This window comes from Planosporangium thailandense (genome assembly GCF_011947195.1).
In the GTDB taxonomy this organism is placed as follows: domain Bacteria; phylum Actinomycetota; class Actinomycetes; order Mycobacteriales; family Micromonosporaceae; genus Planosporangium; species Planosporangium thailandense.
In genome coordinates this window covers 511,816-534,789 of record NZ_JAATVY010000001.1, presented here as the reverse complement: position 1 = coordinate 534,789, position 22,974 = coordinate 511,816, and the positions used below count along the sequence as shown (strand labels likewise).

22 protein-coding genes are annotated in these 22,974 nt (G+C 71.6%); 11 read left to right on the top strand and 11 right to left on the bottom strand.

Going from position 1 to position 22,974, the window contains the following annotated elements:
* Nucleotides 1–36: 36 nt before the first annotated feature.
* From HC031_RS02525 to HC031_RS02490, 8 genes are all read right to left on the bottom strand, one after another.
* Complete coding sequence (locus HC031_RS02525) at nt 37–867, bottom strand: ABC transporter permease subunit (RefSeq protein WP_167923454.1); 831 nt, start codon at nt 865–867, stop codon at nt 37–39.
* Nucleotides 864–1,796: an ABC transporter ATP-binding protein gene (locus tag HC031_RS02520; protein WP_167923453.1), complete on the bottom strand. Its 933-nt coding sequence runs from the start codon at nt 1,794–1,796 to the stop codon at nt 864–866. The genes HC031_RS02525 and HC031_RS02520 overlap by 4 nt, the downstream gene beginning before the upstream one ends.
* A 169-nt stretch (nt 1,797–1,965) precedes the next feature.
* On the bottom strand, nt 1,966–2,367 hold the full coding sequence (gene rbsD, locus HC031_RS02515) for a D-ribose pyranase (RefSeq protein ID WP_167923452.1): 402 nt from the start codon (nt 2,365–2,367) through the stop codon (nt 1,966–1,968).
* 33 nt (nt 2,368–2,400) lie between these two features.
* Nucleotides 2,401–3,312, bottom strand: a complete 912-nt coding sequence (locus HC031_RS02510) for a PfkB family carbohydrate kinase (RefSeq protein ID WP_205862111.1) — start codon at nt 3,310–3,312, stop codon at nt 2,401–2,403.
* Between the two features lie 170 nt (nt 3,313–3,482).
* Complete coding sequence (locus HC031_RS02505; RefSeq protein WP_240941989.1) at nt 3,483–4,727, bottom strand: cytochrome P450; 1,245 nt, start codon at nt 4,725–4,727, stop codon at nt 3,483–3,485.
* A gap of 163 nt (nt 4,728–4,890) precedes the next feature.
* Nucleotides 4,891–5,508, bottom strand: coding sequence for an L-threonylcarbamoyladenylate synthase (locus HC031_RS02500; RefSeq protein ID WP_167923449.1), 618 nt, complete (start codon nt 5,506–5,508; stop codon nt 4,891–4,893).
* A 37-nt stretch (nt 5,509–5,545) separates the two neighbouring features.
* Nucleotides 5,546–5,785, bottom strand: coding sequence for a hypothetical protein (locus HC031_RS02495; protein ID WP_167923448.1), 240 nt, complete (start codon nt 5,783–5,785; stop codon nt 5,546–5,548).
* 160 nt (nt 5,786–5,945) lie between these two features.
* A complete protein-coding gene (locus HC031_RS02490) occupies nt 5,946–9,194 on the bottom strand; it encodes a heavy metal translocating P-type ATPase (RefSeq protein ID WP_167923447.1) in 3,249 nt (1,082 codons plus the stop codon).
* 254 nt (nt 9,195–9,448) lie between these two features.
* Here HC031_RS02490 and HC031_RS02485 point away from each other — a divergent pair, with 254 nt between their 5' ends.
* Together HC031_RS02485 and HC031_RS02480 are read left to right on the top strand one after the other, a co-directional pair.
* Nucleotides 9,449–9,646, top strand: coding sequence for a heavy-metal-associated domain-containing protein (locus tag HC031_RS02485; RefSeq protein ID WP_338090444.1), 198 nt, complete (start codon nt 9,449–9,451; stop codon nt 9,644–9,646).
* 172 nt (nt 9,647–9,818) lie between these two features.
* Entirely contained in the window at nt 9,819–12,824 is a 3,006-nt protein-coding gene (locus HC031_RS02480) for an AfsR/SARP family transcriptional regulator (protein ID WP_167923445.1), read from the top strand.
* 11 nt (nt 12,825–12,835) lie between these two features.
* Here HC031_RS02480 and HC031_RS02475 read toward each other — a convergent pair whose 3' ends face one another.
* On the bottom strand, nt 12,836–13,090 hold the full coding sequence (locus tag HC031_RS02475; RefSeq protein ID WP_167923444.1) for a heavy-metal-associated domain-containing protein: 255 nt from the start codon (nt 13,088–13,090) through the stop codon (nt 12,836–12,838).
* Between the two features lie 161 nt (nt 13,091–13,251).
* Between HC031_RS02475 and HC031_RS02470 the strand changes: the two genes are divergently transcribed.
* Nucleotides 13,252–13,422: a hypothetical protein gene (locus HC031_RS02470; protein ID WP_167923443.1), complete on the top strand. Its 171-nt coding sequence runs from the start codon at nt 13,252–13,254 to the stop codon at nt 13,420–13,422.
* Nucleotides 13,416–14,105 (top strand): aspartate/glutamate racemase family protein, encoded by a 690-nt coding sequence (locus HC031_RS02465; RefSeq protein ID WP_167923442.1) that lies wholly within the window; start codon nt 13,416–13,418, stop codon nt 14,103–14,105. Before HC031_RS02470 ends, HC031_RS02465 begins: the two co-directional genes overlap by 7 nt.
* Before the next feature lie 56 nt (nt 14,106–14,161).
* On the opposite strand, the gene HC031_RS02460 is transcribed toward HC031_RS02465, so the two are convergent.
* Together HC031_RS02460 and HC031_RS02455 are read right to left on the bottom strand one after the other, a co-directional pair.
* Nucleotides 14,162–15,739, bottom strand: a complete 1,578-nt coding sequence (locus tag HC031_RS02460) for a putative Ig domain-containing protein (protein WP_167923441.1) — start codon at nt 15,737–15,739, stop codon at nt 14,162–14,164.
* A gap of 78 nt (nt 15,740–15,817) precedes the next feature.
* Nucleotides 15,818–17,833 carry a M4 family metallopeptidase gene (locus HC031_RS02455; protein WP_167923567.1) on the bottom strand — a complete coding sequence of 672 codons (2,016 nt, stop codon included), beginning with the start codon at nt 17,831–17,833 and terminating at the stop codon, nt 15,818–15,820.
* 342 nt (nt 17,834–18,175) lie between these two features.
* Between HC031_RS02455 and HC031_RS02450 the strand changes: the two genes are divergently transcribed.
* The 7 genes from HC031_RS02450 to HC031_RS02420 all read left to right on the top strand — a co-directional run bounded on the left by HC031_RS02450 (nt 18,176) and on the right by HC031_RS02420 (nt 22,913).
* Nucleotides 18,176–18,670: a protealysin inhibitor emfourin gene (locus HC031_RS02450; protein WP_167923440.1), complete on the top strand. Its 495-nt coding sequence runs from the start codon at nt 18,176–18,178 to the stop codon at nt 18,668–18,670.
* A gap of 232 nt (nt 18,671–18,902) precedes the next feature.
* Complete coding sequence (locus HC031_RS34680) at nt 18,903–19,193, top strand: hypothetical protein (protein ID WP_420813584.1); 291 nt, start codon at nt 18,903–18,905, stop codon at nt 19,191–19,193.
* Nucleotides 19,194–19,281: 88 nt separating this feature from the next.
* Complete coding sequence (locus HC031_RS02440; protein WP_167923439.1) at nt 19,282–19,455, top strand: RNA 2'-phosphotransferase; 174 nt, start codon at nt 19,282–19,284, stop codon at nt 19,453–19,455.
* The gene (gene pnuC / locus HC031_RS02435; RefSeq protein ID WP_167923438.1) at nt 19,456–20,127 is read left to right on the top strand and encodes a nicotinamide riboside transporter PnuC; all 672 of its coding nucleotides are present in this window, start codon (nt 19,456–19,458) and stop codon (nt 20,125–20,127) included.
* Entirely contained in the window at nt 20,124–21,236 is a 1,113-nt protein-coding gene (locus tag HC031_RS02430) for an AAA family ATPase (RefSeq protein WP_167923437.1), read from the top strand. Before pnuC ends, HC031_RS02430 begins: the two co-directional genes overlap by 4 nt.
* Nucleotides 21,233–22,051 (top strand): NUDIX hydrolase, encoded by an 819-nt coding sequence (locus HC031_RS02425; protein ID WP_167923436.1) that lies wholly within the window; start codon nt 21,233–21,235, stop codon nt 22,049–22,051. Before HC031_RS02430 ends, HC031_RS02425 begins: the two co-directional genes overlap by 4 nt.
* Nucleotides 22,052–22,142: 91 nt before the next feature.
* Nucleotides 22,143–22,913 (top strand): hypothetical protein, encoded by a 771-nt coding sequence (locus HC031_RS02420; protein ID WP_167923435.1) that lies wholly within the window; start codon nt 22,143–22,145, stop codon nt 22,911–22,913.
* Nucleotides 22,914–22,974: the final 61 nt, after the last annotated feature.

Sequence of the window (22,974 nt, the reverse complement as noted above, 5' to 3'; positions counted from 1 at the left end):
TTGGGGCGCGGCCCGGCGTCGTCGCTGCGCGGACGCTCAGGCGTCGCGCTTTTTGAACAGCACAGCGGCCACGGCGAGCAGCAGCACGGTCCAGCCGGAGAAGACGGCCAGGCCCTGCCACGGGGAAAGAAGATCGTCCGGGGCCTGATGCGGCTGCAGGATGAGCAGACCGGCGTTGGTGGGCATCCACGCGTTGATGTGGTGGCCCCAGCTGTCCGGCAGCAGTCCGGTCAGGTTGGACACGATCAGGATCAGGCCGAGCACCGTGGTGATCGCCCCGGCGGTGTGTCGCAGGATCGCACCGAACGCCAGGGAGAACAGGCCGAGCACGGCGAGGTACAGGCCGGCGCCGATCACCGACCGGGTGACGCCGGCGTCGCCGAGGCTGACCGGGATGTGTCCGGCGATGATCTGCTTGCCGACGAAGAACGCCGCGAAGCTGAGCAGCTCGCCGACGACGAGCATCAGCACCGCGAACACGGCGATCTTCGCGGCGAGAATCGTGAGCCGCCGGGGCTGGGCCTGCAGCGTCGAGCGGATCATTCCGGTGGTGTACTCCGCGGAGATCACCATGACGCCGAGCACGGCCACCACGAGCTGGCAGACGAACACCGGCCGGGCCAGCACGATCTCCAGCGGGTGCTGCGTCAGGTTGGCCTTCTCGCGCGGCTCGAACCGGGCCCACCGGTGCATGGTCGCCCAGGCGATCAGCGACATCAGGCCGATCGAGATGCCGGCCATGGCCACCAGGGACCACAGCGTCGAGCGTACGGTGCGGATCTTGGTCCACTCGGCGCGCAGCGCGCCGCCGATCCCGGCCTTCCCCTGGACGGGTGGAAGCGTGGCGGGCACGGTCAGCGTTGTCATGCGCGGTCCTCCTGGCCGGCGGCGGGCACGGCGGCGTGGTACTCGACGCTGTCCCTGGTCAGTTCCATGAACGCCTGCTCCAGTGACGCCTGGAGGGGCGAGAGCTCGTGCAGCCGTACGCCGTTGTCGAACGCCAGGTCGCCGATGCGGTCGGTCGCCAGTTCGGTCACCAGTAGCGTGCCCTCACCGTCGGGTACGGCCCTGCCACCGGCGCCGGTGACCAGCTCGGCGAGCCTGGTCGGCTCGGGGGTGCGTACCCGCACCGCCAGCTCGGAGTTGGCGTCGATGAACTCCTGCACGGTGCAGTCGGCGATCATCCGGCCACGGCCGATGACCAGCAGGTGATCGGCGGTGTTCTCCATCTCCGACATCAGGTGGCTGGACACGAACACGGTCCGCCCCTCGGCCGCGAGGGCCTTCATCAGGTTGCGGATCCACAGGATGCCTTCGGGGTCGAGACCGTTGACCGGCTCGTCGAAGATCAGAATCTTGGGATCGCCGAGCAGCGCGGCGGCGATGCCCAGCCGCTGCCCCATGCCCAGCGAGAACCCCTTGGCCCGCTTACGCGCCACCTCGGTGAGGCCGACCAGCTCCAGCACCTGGTCGACGCGGCGCCGGGGCAGGTTGTTGCTCTGCGCCAGCGCCAGCAGGTGGTGGTACGCGCTGCGGCCGCCGTGGATCGCCTTGGCGTCCAGCAGCGCACCGACCTCGCGCAGCGGGTTGTCGAGCTCGACGAACGGCCGGCCGTTGACCGTGACCGTACCGCTGCTCGGAGCGTCCAGTCCGAGAATCATGCGCATGGTGGTGGACTTCCCCGCCCCGTTGGGACCGAGGAACCCCGTGACCTGCCCGGGCTTGACCGTGAAAGTAAGGTGATCGACCGCTAACCGGTCGCCGTAGCGTTTCGTGAGGCCGACAGCCTCGATCATGAGAAGGGTCCTCTCGGATTCGTGGCGCGATCGACAACCGGAGGGCGCGCCGGCCGGCGCGCCCTCCACGGCGCCGGCACGACGGTAGTGGGACAAGCTGAGAACCGGCTAAGGACGACACGAAAGCCGGCTAAGAATCACCGGCCGGTCCGAAACGGACAGTCGACAGTCAGAACACGACGCCGGCGACGAGGATCACGTTCGCGTACGGGGTGAACTCGCCGGTGCGCACCGCCGCACGGGCATCCCCGGTGGCGGTCTTGAACTCGGTGTGCGGCACGAACTCCGGGGTCACTCCGCGAGCGGCCAGCCGGCGCCGGATCTGCTCGAACATCTCGGGGCTGGCCTGCTTGATCTCCTCGGCGAGCACGGCGCCCTCGACGGCCAGCTCCTCGAGCACCGTGTCGAGCACGTCGAGGAAGCGGGGCAGGTTCTCGCGGACGGCGAGATCGACCCTCTCGACCTCACCCGGGATCGGCAGCCCGGCGTCGGCGACGACGATCCGGTCGGTGTGCCCGACCTCGGTCATGATGCGGGCGAGCTGGCCGTTGAGCGTTCCGCTGCGGCGCATGGTGGAGCCCTCCGTTACGGCGGTGCGGGATGTTCAGGCCGTGGCCGGGCGGCCGGCGAGAGCGAGTACGGCGTCGCGGTCCGGCAACGAGGGGCTGGCACCCCGCTTGGTGACCGCGAGCGCCCCGGCGGCCATGGCGTGCCGGATGGCGTCGGCCGAGCCCAGTCCGAGCGCGAGCGCCGCCCCGAGCGTGCCGGTGAACGCGTCGCCGGCCGCGGTCGTGTCGACCGCCGTGACCGCGAACGGCGCGTACTCGTGGCTCTCCGCGGCGGTGACCGAGACGGCGCCGGCGCCACCGAGCGTGATGACGACCTGCCGCACGCCGCGGTCGAGGAACCACTGCGCGGCCTTCCTCGCCGTGTCGACGCCGGTCACCTCGATCCCGGTGATGAGGCCTGCCTCGGACTCGTTGGGGGTGACGATGTCGACGTGCTGCCAGACGGTCTCGGGGACGGCCACGGCCGGCGCCGGATCGAGGACCACGGCGAGCCCGGCGCGCCGCCCGGCCTCGGCCGCGTGCGCCGTGATGCCGGCGCGCACCTCGAGCTGCAGAAGCAGCACCGACGCCTGCGACGCCAACGCCGCCAGCGCGCCGTCGACCTGGTCGGCGTCCAGATGCCCGTTGGCCAGCGGGGTGTTGACGATGTCGTTCTGTCCGTTCGCGTCGACCCGGATGTGCGCGACGCCGGTCGGTCCAGGCACCGACCGCAACAGGTCCGTGTTGACGCCGTACCTGCGCAGGTCCCCGGCGGTGAGGTCGGCGAACGCGTCGTCGCCGACGCACCCCACCATCCAGGTCGGCGCGCCGAACCGCGCCGCCGCGACGGCCTGGTTGGCGCCCTTGCCACCGAGTACGAGAGTGACGTCGTTGCCGAGGACCGTCTCGCCCGGCTGGGGCAGGCGGTCGGCGAATGCGGTGACATCGGCGCTGATGCTGCCGACCACGAGAACTCCGTTGCGACTCACTCGCGTCGCCCTTCCTGTGCAGGTGGTACCGGTTGCGGCGGCCGTTCGGACGACGATCGGGCGCCGGCGGGTCCTAGTCTCGGCGACGGCGCCCGTCCGGCTGAGGCCGGGGTGGCCGGTGCGGTCCTCGCCACGCCCGGACGACCGGGTCAGGACAGGAGAACGGGCAGCGAATCCACCCCGTAGACGATCGACGCCTTCCGATACGACACCTGTCCGGGTGCGACCGCCAGCCGCATTCCGGGAAAACGACGCACCAGGGCGGGGTACGCCGTACGGAGCTCCATGCGGGCGAGCTCGGCGCCGACGCAGCGGTGAAACCCGTGCCCGAACGCAAGGTGCGGGCGGGGCGGCCGGGTCGGGTCGACCTTCTCCAGGTCGCCACCGAGAACCGGGTCGCGGTTGGCCCCGCTCAGCGAGCACAGCACGACGTCACCGGCGGCGATGGTCACCCCGGCGATCTCCATGTCACGGGTGGCGAACCGGGGGAACGCGACCTGCACGACGCTCAGGTGCCGCAGCAGCTCCTCGACGAAACGGTTGACCATCTCGCCGTCGCCTCCGGCGAGCAGTTCGGCCGCGGTCGGATCCCGCAGAATCACCAGGGCGCCGAGGGCCAGCATGCTCGCGGTCGTCTCCAGGCCGCCGGTGAGCACCCCGTCGGCGAGGCCGGCCAGCTCCCGGTCGTCGATGGCGTCGCCGTGTTCGCGGATCAGGGCCCCCAGCAGCCCGTCGCCCGGTGACCTGCGCTGCTGCGCGACCAGGTCGAGCAGGTACGACACCGACTGCGACATCGCGCCCAGTGGGGTGCCGGCCCCGCCGCCCAGGTCGAACCGGGCGGTGCTCAGTCGCTGGAAATCGTCGCGCTCGCTGTACGGCACGCCGAGCAGCTCACAGATCGTCAACGACGGAATGGGCAGCGCGAACTCGCGCCACAGGTCGACCGGGCCGTCGATCCGCGCCATCGCGTCCAGCCGCTCGGCGACGATCGCGTCGATGCGCGGTGCGAGCCGGCTGAGCCGGCGCATGGTGAACTCCGGAGTCAGCAGCCGGCGCAGCCTCGTGTGTACGGGCGGGTCGGCGAACCCGAGGCCGCCCGGGTTGTGCTGGGCACCGACACCGGCGCTGCCGACGAGGTTGCCGAAGTCGTTGCTGAACCCGTCGACCTTGCCGAGGACCGCCCTGGCCTCCTCGTACCCGGTGACCAGCCAGGCCCGTACCCCGAACGGCACCGGCAGCCTGCTGATCGGCTCCTGCGCGCGCCGGCGGCCCACCTCCGCCACGGGATCCAGCCCGTCGCGCCGCAACGGCCACAGCACGCTGTCCGGCAGAAACGACAGGTCGGAGACGTCAACGCCGGTCCTCGGGCCCCAGGGTAGGTACCTGCGCGCCAACCACGTGAGCATGCGAGGACGAAGGAATGAAATGGCCAGTGGGCGCCCCGGCATCCGCACGCTACCGCCTCCACGCTGTGATCAGACCGGTGCCGGCAGTGTAGATGGCCATCGCACGTCGTCAACGGAAGACGACGCCGACGCGGCTGTTCACATCAAGCGGCTATTCGAACCGGGACGGATCCCCGGCGCCCCGGCGCAGGATCACGGGCTCCGGCTGCGACAGGTCGACCACGGTCGTCGGCTCCGTTCCGCAGTCACCCTCGACCACGGCGTCCAGCAGATCGTCGAGGCGATCCTTGATCTCCCATCCCTGGGTCATCGGCTCGTCCTCACCCGGCAGCAGCAGGGTGCTCGACAGCAACGGCTCGCCGAGTTCGGCCAGCAGCGCCTGGACCACCGTGTGCTGCGGTACGCGTACCCCGACCGTGCGCTTCTTCGGGTGCAACAGGCGGCGCGGCACCTCCCGCGTCGCGGGGAGAATGAACGTGTAGCTGCCCGGGATGGTGGCCTTCACCAGTCTGAAGACCGCGTTGCTGATCTGGACGAACTGGCCGAGCTGGGCGAAGTCCCGGCATACCAGTGTGAAGTGGTGATGGTCGTCGAGACGACGGATGTCACGGACCCGCTCCAGCGCGGCCCGGTTGCCCAACTGCCAGCCGAAGGCGAAGCACGAATCGGTCGGGTAGGCGATCAGCCCACCGTCGCGGACCACCTCGACAATCTGCCGGATCGAACGGGCCTGCGGATTGTCCGGGTGCACGTCGTAGTACCTCGCCATGCGCCCCAGCCTATGACCATGAGGGCGGCCCTCGTGATCAGTCCTCCGCGCGGTGCCGTCCGACCCGCTCCTCCTGGGGAGGGTCGGACGGCACCTCGGCGTCGCTTTCGCCGCTCGTCGCCTGAGCGTCACCACTCGTGTCGGCTGTCGCCAACCAGTCGGACGGGTTGTCGGTCAGTTCGTTGCGGATGCCATGCAGCCAGTGCTCGATCTCGTCGTGCTGGGTGGCGAGTTCGCTGGCGTCGACGGGCTCGACCGAGCCGTAGTCTGCGGTCATGGCTGCCGACACTCTCCAATCGCATGGTGGTCATGCTCGCCTGGTCAGGGTACCGGGTGGTTTCCAGGCACCCGTGCTGCCACGCGGTCGGTAATCGGTCATGCCGGCGACGACGTGGGTGAAAGTGTGCATGTCGCTTTTCCCTCTGTTGACATGACTTTCAGCGGTCGGAAGCGCGCGCCTCGACGGTGAAGGTCGTGGTGAAGACCCGCCCGTCGGCGTCGCGGAACTGCCCCCACAGGCGGTACAGGCCCGGCCGCGGAAAGTCGGCGTGCAGGTTGAGCTCCGGCCCGAAGCTCTGGCCGGGAAGGGCGAACACCGTCCGGCCCCGGTCGTCCTCGGCCTCCGCGTGCTCGTGGGCGAACCCGCTGGCGTCGACCGGCATCACCACGATGTGGCCGGCGGCGGCCAGGTACGGCTTGAGATCGCGGATCGGCGCGCCGGTCGCGGCGTCGGCGAACCGGTACGTGAACCGGCTGCGGGTACCGACCTCGGCCTCGCCGGCCAGCGTGACCCGGATCCCGTCGACGACCTGCTCCCGCGGGGACAACCGCGGCTGCTCGTGGATGACCTGGCCCGGGTCCCCGACCGCGACGGCGTCGCTCGCTATCAGGTCGACCATCTCGCCGCGCCGCTTGAACTCGGCGTGGATGAGGTACCGGCCCTCGGTGGGGAAGGTCAGCGTGACGGCGAACTCACCGGGCCGGCCGGTGGGCTGCGGATGGACGTGGGCGAACGTCGCCAGGTCGTCACGGGTGACGATGAAGTGCATCCAGGCCTCGTGGCTGCGCCCGATGTCGTCGATCGCACGGCCGGTAGCGGCGTCGGTCACCCGGATCCGGACGGTGGTCGGCACCGCCGGGACGACGTCGGCGGGGAGGTCGACGGCCACCTTGACGCCGGCGTCGGCGACGGACCGGGGCTCACTCTCGGCGGTCATCATGACGCTCATCGCCGGGCGCATCGGCATCCCGGTGCCCTGCACCCAGGCGAGGACGCCGTTCATGCCGCGCCGGGCGGCGTCGGTTCGGCTCAGCGCGGTCAGCCCGACGCCGACGGCCACCGCGAGGACGGCGATACCGGCGAGGTACGCGGAGTCGCCGAGCCGGGTACGCAGCCGCGGGCGCAGCGCCTCGGCGGTGTCGACCCGCCGGAAACCGCGCAGCCGCAGGGCGTTCGTGACGACGCTGACCGAGCTCATCGCCATGGCCGCCGCGGCGAGCGAGGGGTCGAGCAGGACGCCGTTCAGCGGGTACAGCACACCGGCGGCGACCGGAATCAGCAGGACGTTGTACGCGAACGCCCAGGCCAGGCCCTGCTTGATGGTCCGCACCGTGCGCCGGGACAGCGCGATCGCGGAGACGATGCCGCGCAGGTCACCGCCGACGAGAGTGATGTCCGAGGCGGCGATGGCGACGTCGGTGCCGGTGCCGATGGCGATGCCCAGGTCGGCCGTTGCCAGCGCCGGCGCGTCGTTGATCCCGTCGCCGACCATGGCGACCACCGCACCATCCGCCTGAAGCTCGGCGATGCGGGCGGCCTTGTCCTCGGGACGCACATCGGCGATGGTCCGGTCGATGCCGACCTCGCGGGCGACGGCCTCGGCGGTCACCTGGTTGTCGCCGGTCAGCATCCACACCTCGAGCCCCAGCGCCTTCAGCTGCGCGACGGCGTCGCGCGACCCGGGCTTGACGGTGTCGGCCACACCGATCACGCCGGCGAGGTGACCGTCGATCGCCACGTACACGGGGGTCGCGCCCTCGGTCGCCACCGTGCCGGCGTACCCCGCCATCCCGGCGGTGGCGATGCCGTGGCGGCGCATCAGCGCGGCGTTTCCGGCAACGACCGTACGGCCGGCGACGCCTGCCTCGATGCCGTGGCCGGGCACGGCATCGAAGGACTCGAGCGCCGGCAGGTCGAGGCGGCAGTCGCGGGCCCGGGCGACGATCGCCTCGCCGAGCGGGTGCTCGGAGGCGACCTCGACGGCGGCCGCGTACGCGAGGAACTCGTCGACCGTCACCCGGCCGGTGGTCTCGACGTGGGTGACGGCGGGGTGGCCACGCGTGATGGTGCCGGTCTTGTCCAGCACGACGGTGGTGATCCGGCGGGCCTGCTCGAGCGCCTGGCCGCCGGAGATGAGGATGCCGAGCTCGGCCGCCTTCCCGGTACCCACCATGATCGCCGTGGGCGTGGCGAGGCCGAGCGCGCAGGGGCAGGCGATGATGAGGACGGCGATCGCCGTGCCGAGGCCGAGTGCGATCCTCCCCTGATCCGGGCCGAGGACGGCCCACACCCCGAACGTGAGGGCGGCGATCGCGATCACGGCCGGGACGAACCACGCCGAGACGGTGTCGGCGAGCCGCTGCATGGGCGCCTTGGAGCCCTGCGCGTCCTCCACGAGCCGGACGATCTGGGCCAGGGTGGTGTCGCGCCCCACCGCGGTGGCACGCATGACGACCGAGCCGGTGCGGTTGAGCGTTGAGCCGATCAGCGTGTCACCGGCGCTCTTGCGCACCGGCACGCTCTCTCCGGTGATCATGCTTTCGTCGACGGCGGTGGCGCCCTCCGTCACGACGCCGTCGACGGGAACCTTCTCGCCGGGGCGCACCCGGACGAGATCGCCGACGGCGACGTCCTCGATCCGGACCTCGACCTCGGCCTCGCCGCGCAGGACACGGGCGGTCTTCGGCGCGAGGCCCAGCAACGCCGTGATCGCGGTGGCCGTACGGCCCTTGGCGCGGGCCTCCATCCACCGTCCCATCGCGACGAGGGCGACGACCACGACCGAGATCTCGAAGTACACGTGCAGGGGGAGCCCCAGCTGCTCCGCCATCGCCGGCCACAGGGTGACGAAGGCGCTGTACCCGTACGCGACGGTGGTGCCGAGGGCGACGAGCGTGTTCATGTTGACCGCGCCGTGGCGGCCCGCCGCCCAGGCCGCCCGGTAGAAGACCCGGCCCGCCCAGAACTGCACGACCGTGGCGACGACCAGCAGCGCCGGCATCAGCCAGTCCATCGTGTCCACCGGCAGCGGCAGGTACATCAGCACCATCATGGCCAGCCCGATCGGCAGCGTGACCTGCCACTTCCGCCTCAGGTCGGCGACCTCGCCGGCGCGATCACCCCCGTTGTCGGCCGGCGTCGCGGACGGGGTTGCCGGCTGCTCGCCGGCGGCCCGGTCGAGGTGGGGCGTCGCCGTGTACCCGGCCCTGGTCACCGCCGCCGTCAGCGCCTCGACGGTGACCCGCGCGGGGTCGTAGGTGACGGTCGCGACCTCGGTCGCGAGGTTCACCTCGGCCGACACCACCCCATCCACCCGCGTCAGCGCCTTCTCCACCCGACCTACGCAGGACGCGCACGTCATCCCGCCGATATCCAGCGCGCCGGAGACCGTCGTCACTGTCGTCATCGCTGCCGCCCCTCCCGGAGTCGCCGCGGCCCACCGGTGCGGGCCGTCGCAGCCCGCCGGTGCGGGCCGTCGCAGCGAAGGTCCCAGCCGCCGCTGTCGGCCGGCTGCCTGTCCGCTGTCCGCGGCGCCGGTCGTCGGCGGGCCCGCCCCGACACCGCCCGGACAGGCGGCCGACAGCGGGGCCGCACAGGCTGTGTGCTGTCCCGGCGGACCGCGGATGGAGCGGCCGCCATCGCCAGATGAGGAGCCTTGTCGTGAACCAGATCGTGCTGTCCGTGCCCGGCATCAGCTGCGGACACTGCGCCAACGCCATCCGCACCGAGGTCGGCGCGGTCCCCGGTGTCAGCGCCGTGGACGTCGACATCACCGCGAAGACGGTGAGGGTCGCCGGCGTCGCCGACCTCGTCGCCGTCCGGGCCGCCATCGCCGAAGCCGGCTACGAGGCCGCCTGAAGCCGACGACCGGGAGGGCGGGACGCGCAAACCCTGGCCGATCGGCTGACGGCACGCGCGCCGGTCACCGGGGCCCGGTGAGGGGTTTTGCCCGTACCATGGCGCCGGAAAGAGCGACTCCTCGGTCGTCAGCGCAGCGGCGAGGTGGTAGCCGGCACCGACGAGGAGCAGCATGCAACGCAAGGACGAGGCCGACGTCACCTTCGGCGTTCTCGGCCCCGTCGAGGTGCGCGCCTGCGGAGCGCCTCCGGCTGAGCTGCCGCCATCGGTACGGGCACTGCTGGCCCGGTTGGCCCTCGCCGCCGGTCGGGTGGTGTCCGTCGACAGCCTGACCGACGCGCTGTGGGGCGAGGAGCTGCCGGCAGACTCGACCAACGCGCTCCAGATCCGGGTGTCCAAGCTGCGCCGCGCCCTCGTGGCCGCCGGCATCGGCGGCGACGTCCTCGTCACCCGGGCCCCGGGCTACCTGCTCGCCGTGTCCACCGAAGCCGTGGACGCGCACCGCTTCGAGCACCTGGTGGCCCGGGCCCGCACCGCCGCGGGCGCCGGCGAGGTGGCCGCGGCGCTGGACCGCTTCGACGAGGCGCTTGAGCTGTGGCGCGGCCCGGCGCTGGCCGACGTGGGGACGGCCGAGTGGGCGTCGGCGGAGCGTACCCGCCTGGAGGAGCTGCGGCTGGGCGCCGTCGAGGACCGGCTCGAACTGTGCCTGGAAGCGGGCCGGCACGCCGAGAGCGTCGCCGACCTGGAACGGCTGGCGACGGACAACCCGCTGCGCGAACGCCTGCACCGGCTGCTGATGCTGGCGCTGTACCGCAGCGGACGCCAGGCGGAGGCGCTGGCCGCCTACCAGGCACTGCGCCGCCACCTCGCCGACGAGCTCGGCATCGATCCGTCGCCGGAGCTGCAGGCGCTGTCCGAGGCGATCCTGCGCCAGCAGGTTCCGCCGGCACCGGCGGCCGGCACGATACCCGTGGACAGCGCACCGGTAGCCGGCGCACCGACCGGGGCGGTGGCGACGAACGAGCCGGCGGCCGGCCGCGGCGGCCGGCTGCCCCAACGACTGGCGTCGGTCATCGGCCGCCACGAGGACGTGACGACGGCCCTGCAGCGGCTGCGTACGGCGCGGGTCGTCACGTTGACGGGTCCGGGTGGGGTCGGCAAGACCACCCTGGCACTGGAGATCGCGCGTGGCGTGGACGACACCCTCGCCGACGAGGTGCACCTGATCCGCCTGGCCGCCCTGGAACAGGGCGCGGACGTGGCGGAAGCCGTTGCCGCTCAGCTCGGGATCGCCGCGAGCGGGCCGGGGGCCGAGGCCGCCGACGCCGTTTTCGACCATCTGGCGCGCCGCCGCCCGCTGCTCGTCGTCGACAACTGCGAACACGTCATCGACGACGTCGCGGCGCTGATCGAACGGCTCGCGGAGTCCTGCCCCGAGGTGCGGGTCCTGGCGACGAGCCGGGAGGCGCTGGCGGTACCCGGGGAGATCCAGGTGGCGGTCGGCCCGCTCCCCACCCCCGACGGTACCGAGGACGTCGCCACGATCGCCGCCGCGCCCGCGGTACGGCTGTTCTGCGAACGGGCCCGCGCGGTACGCCCGTCGTTCACGGTGGACGCCGAGACGGCGCCGGTCGTCGCGTCCATCTGCCGGCAGCTCGACGGCATGCCACTCGCGATCGAGCTGGCCGCGGCGCGGGTGAAGGCGCTGTCCCCGGCCGACATCTCCGCGCGGCTGCGTGACCGGTTCTCGCTGCTGACCGCCGGCCCCCGTACGAGCGAGGCGCGTCACCGGACGCTGCGCGCCACGCTCGACTGGAGCTACCAGCTACTGACCGACGCCGAGCGCCGGCTGCTGCGCCGGCTCGCGGTGTTCCGGGGCGGCTGGACGCTGGCCGCCGCCGAGGAGGTGTGCGCGTTCGCCGGCATCGAACCGGGCGAGGTGCTGGACCTGCTGTTCCGGTTGGTCGACCGGTCGCTCGTGGTGCCGGACCCGGCCACCGGGCGGTTCCGGCTGCTCGTGACGGTACGCGAGTACGCCTGGGCCCGGCTGGACGAGGCCGGGGAGGTCGCGGAGTGCCGGGACCGCCACCTCGAACACTTCACCCGGCTTGCCGACGAGCACGGCTCGCTCACCTGGTCCGGAACACTGGCCTGGGCGCGCCTGACCGAGGAGTACGACAACCTGCGCGCCGCGGTCGAGCACGCCCTCGTCCGGGCCCACGACGACGCCGAGCCCGGCCTGCGGCTGGCCTGCGCGCTGGTGTGGTTCTGGAACTACGGAATTCGCTACGAGGGGACGCGGGCGCTGACCGCTCTCCTCGCGACCGGCGGCGGTTCGACCGCCGCCCGCGCCCGCGCGCTGCAGGGCGTCGGACTGCTCAGCGTCTACTACCCGACGCCGGAGTCCCGGGCCGCGGCACGGGAGAGCCTCGCGAGCTTCGAGGAGCTCGGCGACCGGCACAACGCCGCCATCTCGCGGCTGGTGGTCGCCTGGGAGGGTCAGTACAGCGGAGACGCCGACGCGTACCGCGCCATGATCGCCCAGAGCCGTCAGGAGCTCGGCGATGCCGACGGCGGGGGGTGGCACGGCATGGCGCTCTACCTCGAAGCTCTGCTGAGCCTGCGGCTGGCCGATTTCGAGACCTCGGCCCGGCAGTGGCGGACCTGTCTCGATTTCATCCGGACGACCGACGACTACATGATCGGTAACGCGATCCTGGCCCATCTCGGCGTCGCGCTTCGGGAGGCCGGGCAGCGCGACGAGGCGCTGGCGGTACTCGTTGATTCGGTCGAAGCGGCGCGCGGGCTGGACTCACCGCACGGCCTCGCCTTCGCGCTCATCCACCTCGCCCACACCCGGCTCGATCTGGGTGATGGCGACGGGGCGACAGGCCTGCTGGCCGAGGCGGACGAGGTCGCCCGCCGGGCGCGCAACCCGCGCTGCCAGGCGTGGGCGGCGTGGGGTCGGGCGCGGATCGCCCTGGCACAGGGCGACGCGACGGCCGCCGTGGACGAGTGCCGCCGCGCCCTGGCTCTGCTGGAGGAGCGCGAGTTCCCGTGGGCCCGGGTCCGGCTGTGGTCGTTCCTGGCGGAGTGCGCCGAGGCGGCCGGGCTGCCGGATGAGGCCGAGCGGGCGCGCCGTACCGCCTCCACAGTGGACGCTACCGTCGAGCCGTAGTCGGACCCGGCTCAATCACCGGTGGGCGGCACCCGGCACGCTCGGACGTTCGCCTGCCGGAGCGCGGCGACCAGCGCCTCCCGTTCGGCGGTTCCGCGTACCAGCAGAATGCCCAGCGCCGCGTCGACCTCCAGCGACTCGACACCCGGTACGTCCCTGACCCGGCGGCTGATGGCACGCACGCACCGCCGGCACAGCATGGCTGGAATGCCAAGGGTCACCGTGACCGGCTGCGCGTCCCCGTCCCGCCCGCTCTGTTCTCGCATGGGGTCAGATTCCCCGGCGGCGCTGGCGGCCGGCTGTCCGCCCGCTGTCCGCGGGTGTACCGGCCGGCGCCGACCGTTGGCAGGGTTCGGCCAGAGCCCGGACAGCCCGGTCCCGGACGCTCGTTGCCGTCACACCGAATTCCGCTTGCGAGGAGATCCCCATGAACCCCAGCTTCGTACCCGACCTGATCCGCCAGCGCCAGGCCGACCTGCTGCTCGACGCACAGCAGCACCGGCTCGCCGCAACCGCCCGCCGGCTGCGTACGCGCACCGGTGCCCGACACCGCCCTGCTTTCTGCGGTACACCGACTGAGGGAGACACGACATGTTGACGATCGGACTGCTCGGCGGCATGAGCTGGGAGAGCAGCGCGGAGTACTACCGGCTGGCCAACGAACTGGTCCGGGACCGGCTCGGCGGCCTGCACTCGGCGCGACTTCTGCTGTACTCCGTCGACTTCGCCGAGATCGCGGAGTTGCAGGCGGCGGGCCGCTGGGACGACGCCGCCGAGATCCTCGCCGCGGCGGCCAAGGCCCTGGAGACCGCGGGGGCGGACCTGCTGCTGCTCTGCACGAACACGATGCACAAGGTCGCCGGCCGGATCCAGGGTGCGGTCGGCGTTCCGATGCTGCACATCGCGGACACCGCGGCGGCGGCGGTCCGGGGCGCCGGCCTCACCACGGTCGGCCTGCTCGCGACCGCGTTCACCATGGAGCAGGACTTCTACCGCGACCACCTGGCCCGCCACGGGCTGACCCTGCTGGTGCCCGACGAAGCCGACCGGGCCCTCGTGCACCGCGTCATCTACGACGAACTGTGTCGCGGCATCGTCCGGGAGGAGTCCCGCGCGGCGTACCGGGACGTCATCGCCCGCCTGGTGGGGCGCGGCGCGCAGGGCGTCATCCTCGGCTGTACCGAGATCGAACTGCTCATCGGCCCCGAGGACAGCGCCGTGCCGGTGTTTCCGACCACCCGCCTGCACGTCGAAGCCGCAGTCGACCGTGCCCTCAGCTAAACCATCAACCGGAGGCCGCCCGCCCGAACGCCGGGCGGGCGGCCGTACCCGGCTGATCAGCTGAGGGTGAGGGCGGTGTCGTCGAGGACGAACGAGGTCTGCGCGCTGGAGTCCTCGGTGCCGGTGAACGTGACGGTCACCGTCTGCCCGGCCAACGCGGAGACGTCGAAGGTCTTCTGCGCGTAGCCGCTAGCCGCGTTGAGGTTCGAGTACGTGGCCAGGGTGGTGGATCCAGTTTGGACGGTCAGCTTGTCGTACGCCGTCGACGAGGTCGTCTCCCTCGTGTCGACGTGCAGCCAGAACGACAACGTGGCATGACAGCCGGCCGGAATCGACACCGACTGCGACAGCCTGTCGGTGTGACTGGACCCGTACCCGTCCAGCCACGCGTCCCACGTACCGCCGTGCGCCGGCTGACCCTGCGACCCGTACTGCCCGATCACACCACTGCTCGCCGTCCACGACGTGTTGCCCGACTCGAACCCGGCATTGGCCAACTTCTGGCCGGAGCAGGAGCCGCCCCCGGTCGGGTTGACCGTCCAGGTGAAGGTGGCCGACCCGGAGGCCCCGGTCGAGTCCCTGGCGGTGACGGTGGTGGTGTAGCTCTGCGCCGTCGTCGGCGTACCGGAGATCAGACCGGTGCCGGTGTTGATCGACAGACCGGCCGGCAGGCCGGTCGCGGAGTACGTCAGCGTCGTGCCCGTACCCGACGACGTGGCCTGGATCTGCAGGCTCACCGGTGTGCCCACGGTGGCGGTCTGGCTGCCCGGGCTGGTCACCGTGACGGTGTTGCCGGTGCCGCCCGGCTTGGTGAGCAGGCAGCCGGCCACGGACAGGTCGATGGTGTTGTTGGCGGTGAGGCAGGTGGTGAACCAGTACGTCTCCTCGCCGTAGCTCTGCCCCTTGGTGGCCGTGGTGTGCCCGCTCGCGTCGACCTCGCACGGGTTGTTCAGCGTGCACATCGCCCCGTCGTCGTTGCCGGTGTTGTTGATGCCGATCACCTGACCGCTGGTCGAGTCGACGATCGGTGAGCCGGACGTGCCGTGGGTGGTGGTGCAGCCGGTGTTGTATCGGATCGAGTCGTGCCAGGTCCACTGGTCCTCGCGCAGCGTGCCGACGAAGCCGTTGATCGAGCAGTTCCAGATCTGTTTCCAGTAGCTGGACGGGATCGACATGCCCGCACCGTCGGCGGGGTGGCTGCCGGAGATGGTCAGCGCGGTCGCGCCGTACCTGCTCCTGATCGTCGCGAACGTGTCCGTCAACTGGTAGAGCGAGACGTCCGTGTTGGTCATCGTGGCGTAGAGCAGGGTATCGGCGCGTACCGTCCCGAGCGTCTTCCCCGTCGCGTCGAGCAGGCTGCCGGAGCGGCTGCTCGTACGGTTCTGGAGCACCTGCCCGGCGCCCGGCATGCCACCTTCGTAGCAGTGGCCGTTGGTGAGCATGAGGGCCCGGTCGGTGTCGCGCGAGGTCGGGTACCGCACGAGGGAGGCCGAGCAGTTGCTCAGCGCGATGGTCGAGGCGAGGCTGCCGGCCTGTGCGGCGTGGGCGGGCGCCGCGCCGGCGGGTGCGGCACCGCCGGCGACCGTACCGGCGAGGAGCGCGACGCCGAGCCCGAGGGCCAGTCGCAGACGCATGGAATCTCCTTCATGAGGGGTCGGCCGGCCGCCGCGGGGTGGTGCGGCGACCGGCCGACGACCGGATGGGGGTGGCGGTCAGCTGAGGGTGAGGGCGGTGTCGTCGAGGACGAACGAGGTCTGCGCGCTGGAGTCCTCGGTGCCGGTGAACGTGACGGTCACCGTCTGCCCGGCCAACGCGGAGACGTCGAAGGTCTTCTGCGCGTAGCCGCTAGCCGCGTTGAGGTTCGAGTACGTGGCCAGGGTGGTGGATCCAGCTTGGACGGTCAGCTTGTCGTACGCCGTCGACGAGGTCGTCTCCCTCGTGTCGACGTGCAGCCAGAACGACAACGTGGCATGACAGCCGGCCGGAATCGACACCGACTGCGACAGCCTGTCGGTGTGACTGGACCCGTACCCGTCCAGCCACGCGTCCCACGTACCGCCGTGCGCTGGCTGACCCTGCGACCCGTACTGCCCGATCACACCACTGCTCGCCGTCCACGACGTGTTGCCCGACTCGAACCCGGCATTGGCCAACTTCTGGCCGGAGCAGCCGCCGGGCGGCGGGGTGGTGGGGGTGGCGGTCGGCGTCGGGGTGGGCCCGGGGCCGCCGCTGCAGGTCGGGTCGCCGGACTGCGCGGGCACGCTGACGGCGTCCCAGGCGGCCTTGACGGCGTTGAACTCGGTGCAGCTGTTCGGGAACAGGTTCTTGGCCGCCTGCAGCGTCCAGGTGCGGTACTTCAGGTAGGACGCGCCCGAGGTCTTCATCAGCATCGCGTTGTACATGACCTTGATGGCGTTCTGGATGCCGATGCCGGTCACGTTGCTGTTGTTGCAGGTCGGGCTGGTCGGCTGGCCGTCAGTGGGCTTGTTGCCCTCGGCCATCAGGTAGAACCAGTGGTTGCCGGGGCCGGCTGCCTTGTGCACCTCCGTGCTCGGGATGCTGCTGCTGTAGCAGTTCGGGTCGCCGTTCTTCGACGGGTCGTACATGGTGCGGATCGGGCCGGTGCCGACGAGGTTGATCTCCTCGCCGACGAGGTAGTCCGGTGGGTCGTTCGGGCTGTTGATGAACCACTCGGTCGCCGCGCCCCAGGTGTCGGCGACGAACTCCTGGGTGCCGCTGCCGGAGATGCTGCCGGGGGTGTGGTCGTCGATGCCGTGGCCCAGCTCGTGGCCGACGACGTCCGCGGCGCTGATCCACTGTCCGGCGGTGTTCTTGCCGATCTGCACCTGGGTGCCGTCGTAGTAGGCGTTCTGGTCGTTCAGGCCGACCCGCAGCGGCCAGGCGCCGCCGCTGCCGTCCTGCCCGTTGCGGCCCAGCCACTGCGACAGCATCCTGGTCTGCTGCTGCGCCACGAAGAGGGCGTCGACGCAGCCGGTCTCCTTGTTGGTGCCGTTGCCGTTGCCCCAGACGTTGCTCGACTTGCTAAACGTGGTGTTGTTGGCCGCGTCCTGGCAGCTGAGGTTCGTTTCCGACGGGTCCTTCATGCTGAACGTGCTGCCGGACTGGGTGGTGTCGATGCTGACGTTGCCGTAGATCCAGCCCGTGCCGGTGCCGGCGGCGTCCGTGACGTGCTCCTGGGTGCGCAGCACCGCGCCGGTGGCCGCGTCGACGTCCACGGTCAACCGGCTGGGGCCCTCGGCGTCGGTGCCGTCCACCGTGCTCTCCCAGGCGAGCTTCGCCGACCCGTCCAGGGCGTACACGACCAGCGTGTTGCCTTCGACGCCGCTGACGGTCTTCAGCTGGCCGCGGGCGGTCTTCTCGGCGTCGGCCGCGGCGACCCGCGGCGTGGTGGAGAGGTTGGTGATCTCCTGCTGCTGGGCGACCGAGGTGTACCTGGTCTGGCCGTTCGAGTCGGTGACGACGACGAAGTCGCCGCCGACGACCGGCAGATTCTTGTAGGTGCGGTCGTAGGGCACGTACTGGAGACCGCCCGAGGAGATCACGGGGTGCTGGACGAACTGGTCCTCGGAGCTGGCGTGCAGGTACTTGGGACGGCTGGCGACGAGCGAGGCCGCGGACTTCAGGGCCGACGCGCGAGCCTGGGCCGCGTCCGGTGTGGGGCTGGTTGGTGCGGCCTGGACGGCCGCGGCGGTGCCCGCGGCCGCCATACCCGTTGCCAGCGCTCCAGCAACGGCGACGAAGCGTAGCGAGGCTTTCAAGGGACACTCCATTCCTGAGCCGGAGCTCCGGACCCCTCGTGGGGGCACGGCACCGGAGGTGGGGGTACGCGGAGACGGTGCGCTGCCGTTGGCTGCCCCGCTGCCGGCGTCCACGGGTTGACCGGGCAACCTCTCCACACATCGACCAACAGCGATGTATAGGGACGATCACATAAGCCAGGCCCCTTAACAAGGGCCGTGAATGAGGGGTGACCCTAGTCGGCACCCTGCGCATCTCGGGCGCACCGACCGACCGCGGAACCGCCGGTCACCCCTCCGCGTCCCACCGGGATGATTTGCATCAGAATCCGGGCGGTACCGGTCGGCCTGCTGTTGTTCACCCTGGCCGCCTGCGCCGGTACCAACGGCGGCCGCGCGCCGGCGGCCGACCCGACCGGCTCCGCTGTCCAGCCCACCAACTCCGCGTCGAGCCCGGCCGCGCCCGACACCCGAGTAGTCGTGGTCCGCTCCGGGGGCCTCGCGGGGATCAGGGACACGATCACCGTGGAGCCGCAGGGACAGTGGACCCGGGTGGACAGCGCCGGGAACCAGCACACCGGCCGGCTGACCGACGACGACCGGAACCGGCTGCGCGCTCTCGTCGGCGCTCCGGGCCTGCGCGCCGAGGCGGGCGCGGCCGCCACCACGACGAGGTGCCGGGACGCCTACCTGTACTCGCTGACCGTCGGCTCCACGCACGTCAGCTACGCCGACTGTCCCGGGGACGCGAACCGCCCGCAGAGCGCCGCGTCCATCGTGGGCCTGCTACTGAAGGCGACCGGCTGACGTACTCGACAGCATCGGGAAACGCGATGCGACGTGGGATCCGGCATGCCACCATCGCGCGCAGCGCGTCGCCGCCGATCCGCCGGACGTTCTGCACCCGTGGGCCGCTCGACACCTCGACCGCCTTTGCGCGCTGGCCGACCGGGCCCAGGGCAGCCTGGCCGGCGATACGCTCGTCCATTGCGACATCCGGGCCGACAACCTCCTACTCGCCCGCGACGGCACCGTCACCGTGGTCGACTGGCCCTGGGCGTGCCGTGGCCCGGCGTGGCTGGACACGCTCCTGCTACTGATCAATGTCCGGCTCTTCGGCGACCATGACGCCACCTCGCTGCTGCGCCGGTGCGCCGCCGCCGCTGACACCGATCTCGGCGACCTCCATGCCGTGCTGGCGGGCCTCGCCGGCTTCTTCGCCGACGCCGCCCGGCGACCGGCACCGGCCGGCCTTCCCACCCTGCGGGCGTTCCAGCAGGCCCAGGCCGACGCGGCGGTGTCGTGGCTGCGGGAGATGAACGCCATCTGATCGGGTGGGCACCTCCCTCGTCGGGCAGCCGCGACGGCCATGTTATGGTCACTATGACCATAACGGCTGATCGGGAGACCCGCAGACGATGAGAACCCCGACAGATGTCCGCACGAGCAAGTTCCTGAGCCTCGTCCGGCGCCACGACCCGGCGCGCGTCGGCATCACGCTCGACGCCGGCGGGTGGGTCGCCGTGCCGGTCCTGCTCGACGCGCTGGCTGCGCACCCCGCCCGATACCTGACCGTCATCACGGAGTCCTAGATGCTGAGCTGGCTCGCCAACCTGATCGCACCGCTGAACGCGGTCCTGTTCCACCTCGGCGACGACGCGGTGTCGTGGGCGGAGCTGCTCGGCTTCGCCACCGGCGCGGCCTGCGTCTGGCTGACCGTACGGTCGTCGATCCACAACTTCTGGGTCGGCATCGCGAACTCGGCGTTCTTCCTGGTCCTGTTCGCCACGGCGCGGCTGTGGGCCGACAGCGGATTGCAGGTCGTCTACATCGTGCTCGGGTTCGTCGGCTGGTGGCAGTGGCTGCACGGCGGGCGGGACCGCAGCGCGCTCGTCGTCGGGCGGGCCGCTCCGAAGACCCTCGCCGCCTGCGTCGGGTTCGTCATCGTCGCCACCTGGGGGTTGACGCTGCTGCTGCGGGCCGCGCACGACGTCGCCCCGTTCTGGGACGCTCTGACGACGGCGATCTCCCTGGCGGCCCAGTACCTGCTCAACACCAAGAAGGTCGAGAGCTGGCTGTTCTGGATGGCCGCCGACATCATCTACATCCCGCTGTACGCGGTGAAGCGGCTCGACCTGACCGCGGTCGTGTACGTGCTGTTCCTCGGCCTGACGGTGCTCGGACTGCGGGCCTGGCTCGCCGCGTACCGGGCGCAGCGGACGGTCACGCCCGACCCGGCCGAGACGGTGGCGGTGGCGGCATGAGGACGTTCCGGCACGGCCTGGTGATCGGCAAGTTCTACCCGCCGACGCGCGGCCACCACCATCTCATCAGGACGGCGGCGGCCCGGGCCGACCGGCTCACCGTCGTGTGCATGGCCTCCGCCGTCGAGACGATCCCGCTCGCCGACCGCGTCGCGTGGCTGCGCGCCGAACACGCCGGCGAGGCGCACGTGACGATCACCGGCGTCCGCTGCGACGCGCCCATGGACCTCGGGGACGTGACGGTCTGGGCCGCGCAGGTCGCGGTCATGCGCGCCGCCGTGGCGACCGTGACCGACGAGCCCGTCGACGCCGTGTTCACCAGCGAGGCGTACGGCGAGGAGCTGGCCGCCTGGTTCGCCGCCAAGCACGTCCTCGTCGACCCCGAACGCGTGGCCGTCCCGATCAGCGGCACCGCCGTCCGGGCCGACCTCGCCGCCGGGTGGGACCACCTCGCCCCCGCGACCCGCGCCGGGCTCGCCACCCGCGTGGTGTTCGTCGGAGCGGAGTCCACCGGCACCACCACGGTCTCCCGGCTGCTCGCCGACCACTACCGGGCCCGCGGTGGCGGGTGGGCGCGTACGGGGTGGGTCGGCGAGTACGGGCGCGAGTACACGACCGTCAAGTGGAGGCGCGACCGGACGGCCCGACCGGACCTCGCCCTCGACGACCTGGAATGGACGGCCGGCGACTTCGACGCCGTCGCCGTCGAACAGACCCGCCGGGAGAACGCCACGGCAGCACAGGGTTCGCCGCTGCTCGTCTGCGACACCGACGCCTTCGCCACCGCCGTCTGGGAGCGGCGCTACCTCGGCGCGCGGGCGCGTACCGGGCAGGCGTGGGCGACCGGGCTGCCCCGCCGCGCGGTCTACCTCGTCACCGACCACCACGGCGTACCGTGGGTCGACGACGGGCTCCGCGAGGGCGACCAGGCGGTCCGGGCCGCGATGACGGGCTGGTTCACCGACGCGCTCACCCGCGCAGGGGAATCCTGGGTACTGCTCACCGGCAGCGTCGAGCAGCGGCTCGCGCTCGCGATCCGGACGATCGACCCGCTGCTCGCGCGGGCCGCGACCTTCGCGCCGCCGGTGTCCGAAGGGAGCGCCGGTTGACCACCCACCGGCCGGGCGAGGACGCGTACCTCGCGGCCTACGACGCGGGCGCGTTCCCGCCGTTCGCGCTCACCGTGGACCTCAACATCTTCACCATCCGGGACGGGGTCCTCACCGCGCTGCTGATCGAGCGCGGCGACCACCCGTTCAAAGGGTTCTGGGCGCTGCCGGGCGGCCACGTCGAGCACGGCCGGGAGTCCGCCGACGAGGCCGCCGTACGCGAGCTCAGCGAGGAGACCGGCCTGGACTGGACCCGGCTCGGCGGGCACCTCGAACAGGTCGCCACCTACACCGACCCGGACCGGGATCCCCGGATCCGGGCCGGGCTGCACGTCGCCTCGGTCGCGTACGTGGCGCTCGCCCCCAACCTGCCCAGCCCGACCGCCGGGACGGACGCGGCGCGGGCCCGGTTCTGGCCGGTGGAGGACCTCGACCTCGACGCGCAGCGCGCCGCCTGGCACGACCGCCGCGCCTACCGCGGCGACGCGCCGGCCCTCGCGTACGACCACGCGCTGATCCTGTCCGACGCCCTGGAGCGGGTACGGGCGAAGCTGGAGTACAGCACCCTGGCCGCGCAGTTCGTCACCGAACCGTTCACCCTCGCCGATCTGCGGCGGGTGTACCAGGCGGTCTGGGGGTACGCGCCGGACCTGGCGAACTTCCGGCGCAAGGTGCTGAAGACACCGGGCTTCGTCGTGCCGACCGAGGAGTACCGCCCGGCGGCGAGCGACCGGGGTGGCGCTCCCCCGCTGCTGTATTTGCGCGGCACCGCGCAGTGGATCAATCCACCGTTCGTACGCGACCGGGCCGGGTGACGGCGCCGGCTGACGCAGGTGTGTCCCGGGACCACACGCATCGAACATCTCGTATATCCTGGCCCGCCGGTTGGGAAATCGGGGGATCCAAATGCGGTCGCGCACCATCGGCACGCTCGCGCTCGGCCTGAGCGGCGTTCTGTTTCTGACCGGCTGCGCCGGCAACGGCACGGGCCGGACGAGCGCTCCGGCGGCCACGTCGACCGGGACGGCCACGCCGTCGCCGACCGGCCCGTCGGCCAAGGACGATCTCGTCGCCGCGCTTACGCGGACCGGGGCCGCGCCCTACCGGTACGCCGCGCAGAGCGACCTGCCCGAGAGCGGCAGCCTATCGGTCACCGGCGCGTTCGACCCGGTCGGGAAGCGCTTCGAGGCGACGACCACGGTCACCGGTGGCACGTTGGCGGGCACCCACCACCGCGTCGTCGTCGGCGCCGACAGCTACCTGCGCGAAGGCGACACGAAGACGTGGGTGCACCTGGACCTGTCCCGGGTGAAGAAGGACAACCCCCTGCTGCGCTTCGACATGACCGATCCGACCGGCCTGGCGAAGTTCAGTTCCACGCTCGGCAACGTGGACCGCACCGGCCCGCACGCGTACTCGGGATCCTTCGACCCTCTTTCGAGCGAGCCGTTCCTGCCGATCGGCGCGCCCAGCCTGGTCGCGTTCGCGGGCATGGCTCCGTTCACGGCCACGACCGACGACCAGAACCGGGTGGTCTCGATCCACATCGAACTGCCCCGGTCGGACGGCCCGAAGCTGGTCATGACCACCACCCTGAGCGACCACGGCAATCCGCTACCGATCCAGGCGCCACCGAAGGCGAGCGTCGCGGAGGCCGACGACTTCAACTACCGGTAGCGAGGTGGCCGGATCGGCACGGTCCCGGGCGGGCCGTGCGACGGCCGAGATGAACATCACG

What these genes read in the sequence shown, in the direction of transcription:
- HC031_RS02500 (WP_167923449.1), bottom strand. Translation starts at nt 5,508, where the DNA reads ATGGCGAGGTACTACGACGTGCACCCGGACAATCCGCAGGCCCGTTCG.
- HC031_RS02430 (WP_167923437.1), top strand. Translation starts at nt 20,124, where the DNA reads ATGAGGACGTTCCGGCACGGCCTGGTGATCGGCAAGTTCTACCCGCCG.
- HC031_RS02525 (WP_167923454.1), bottom strand. Translation starts at nt 867, where the DNA reads ATGACAACGCTGACCGTGCCCGCCACGCTTCCACCCGTCCAGGGGAAG.
- HC031_RS02520 (WP_167923453.1), bottom strand. Translation starts at nt 1,796, where the DNA reads ATGATCGAGGCTGTCGGCCTCACGAAACGCTACGGCGACCGGTTAGCG.
- HC031_RS02480 (WP_167923445.1), top strand. Translation starts at nt 9,819, where the DNA reads ATGCAACGCAAGGACGAGGCCGACGTCACCTTCGGCGTTCTCGGCCCC.
- HC031_RS02450 (WP_167923440.1), top strand. Translation starts at nt 18,176, where the DNA reads ATGATTTGCATCAGAATCCGGGCGGTACCGGTCGGCCTGCTGTTGTTC.
- HC031_RS02465 (WP_167923442.1), top strand. Translation starts at nt 13,416, where the DNA reads ATGTTGACGATCGGACTGCTCGGCGGCATGAGCTGGGAGAGCAGCGCG.
- HC031_RS02475 (WP_167923444.1), bottom strand. Translation starts at nt 13,090, where the DNA reads ATGCGAGAACAGAGCGGGCGGGACGGGGACGCGCAGCCGGTCACGGTG.
- HC031_RS02490 (WP_167923447.1), bottom strand. Translation starts at nt 9,194, where the DNA reads ATGACGACAGTGACGACGGTCTCCGGCGCGCTGGATATCGGCGGGATG.
- HC031_RS02460 (WP_167923441.1), bottom strand. Translation starts at nt 15,739, where the DNA reads ATGCGTCTGCGACTGGCCCTCGGGCTCGGCGTCGCGCTCCTCGCCGGT.
- HC031_RS02440 (WP_167923439.1), top strand. Translation starts at nt 19,282, where the DNA reads ATGAGAACCCCGACAGATGTCCGCACGAGCAAGTTCCTGAGCCTCGTC.
- HC031_RS02470 (WP_167923443.1), top strand. Translation starts at nt 13,252, where the DNA reads ATGAACCCCAGCTTCGTACCCGACCTGATCCGCCAGCGCCAGGCCGAC.
- HC031_RS02495 (WP_167923448.1), bottom strand. Translation starts at nt 5,785, where the DNA reads ATGACCGCAGACTACGGCTCGGTCGAGCCCGTCGACGCCAGCGAACTC.
- HC031_RS02455 (WP_167923567.1), bottom strand. Translation starts at nt 17,833, where the DNA reads ATGGCGGCCGCGGGCACCGCCGCGGCCGTCCAGGCCGCACCAACCAGC.
- rbsD (WP_167923452.1), bottom strand. Translation starts at nt 2,367, where the DNA reads ATGCGCCGCAGCGGAACGCTCAACGGCCAGCTCGCCCGCATCATGACC.
- HC031_RS02420 (WP_167923435.1), top strand. Translation starts at nt 22,143, where the DNA reads ATGCGGTCGCGCACCATCGGCACGCTCGCGCTCGGCCTGAGCGGCGTT.
- pnuC (WP_167923438.1), top strand. Translation starts at nt 19,456, where the DNA reads ATGCTGAGCTGGCTCGCCAACCTGATCGCACCGCTGAACGCGGTCCTG.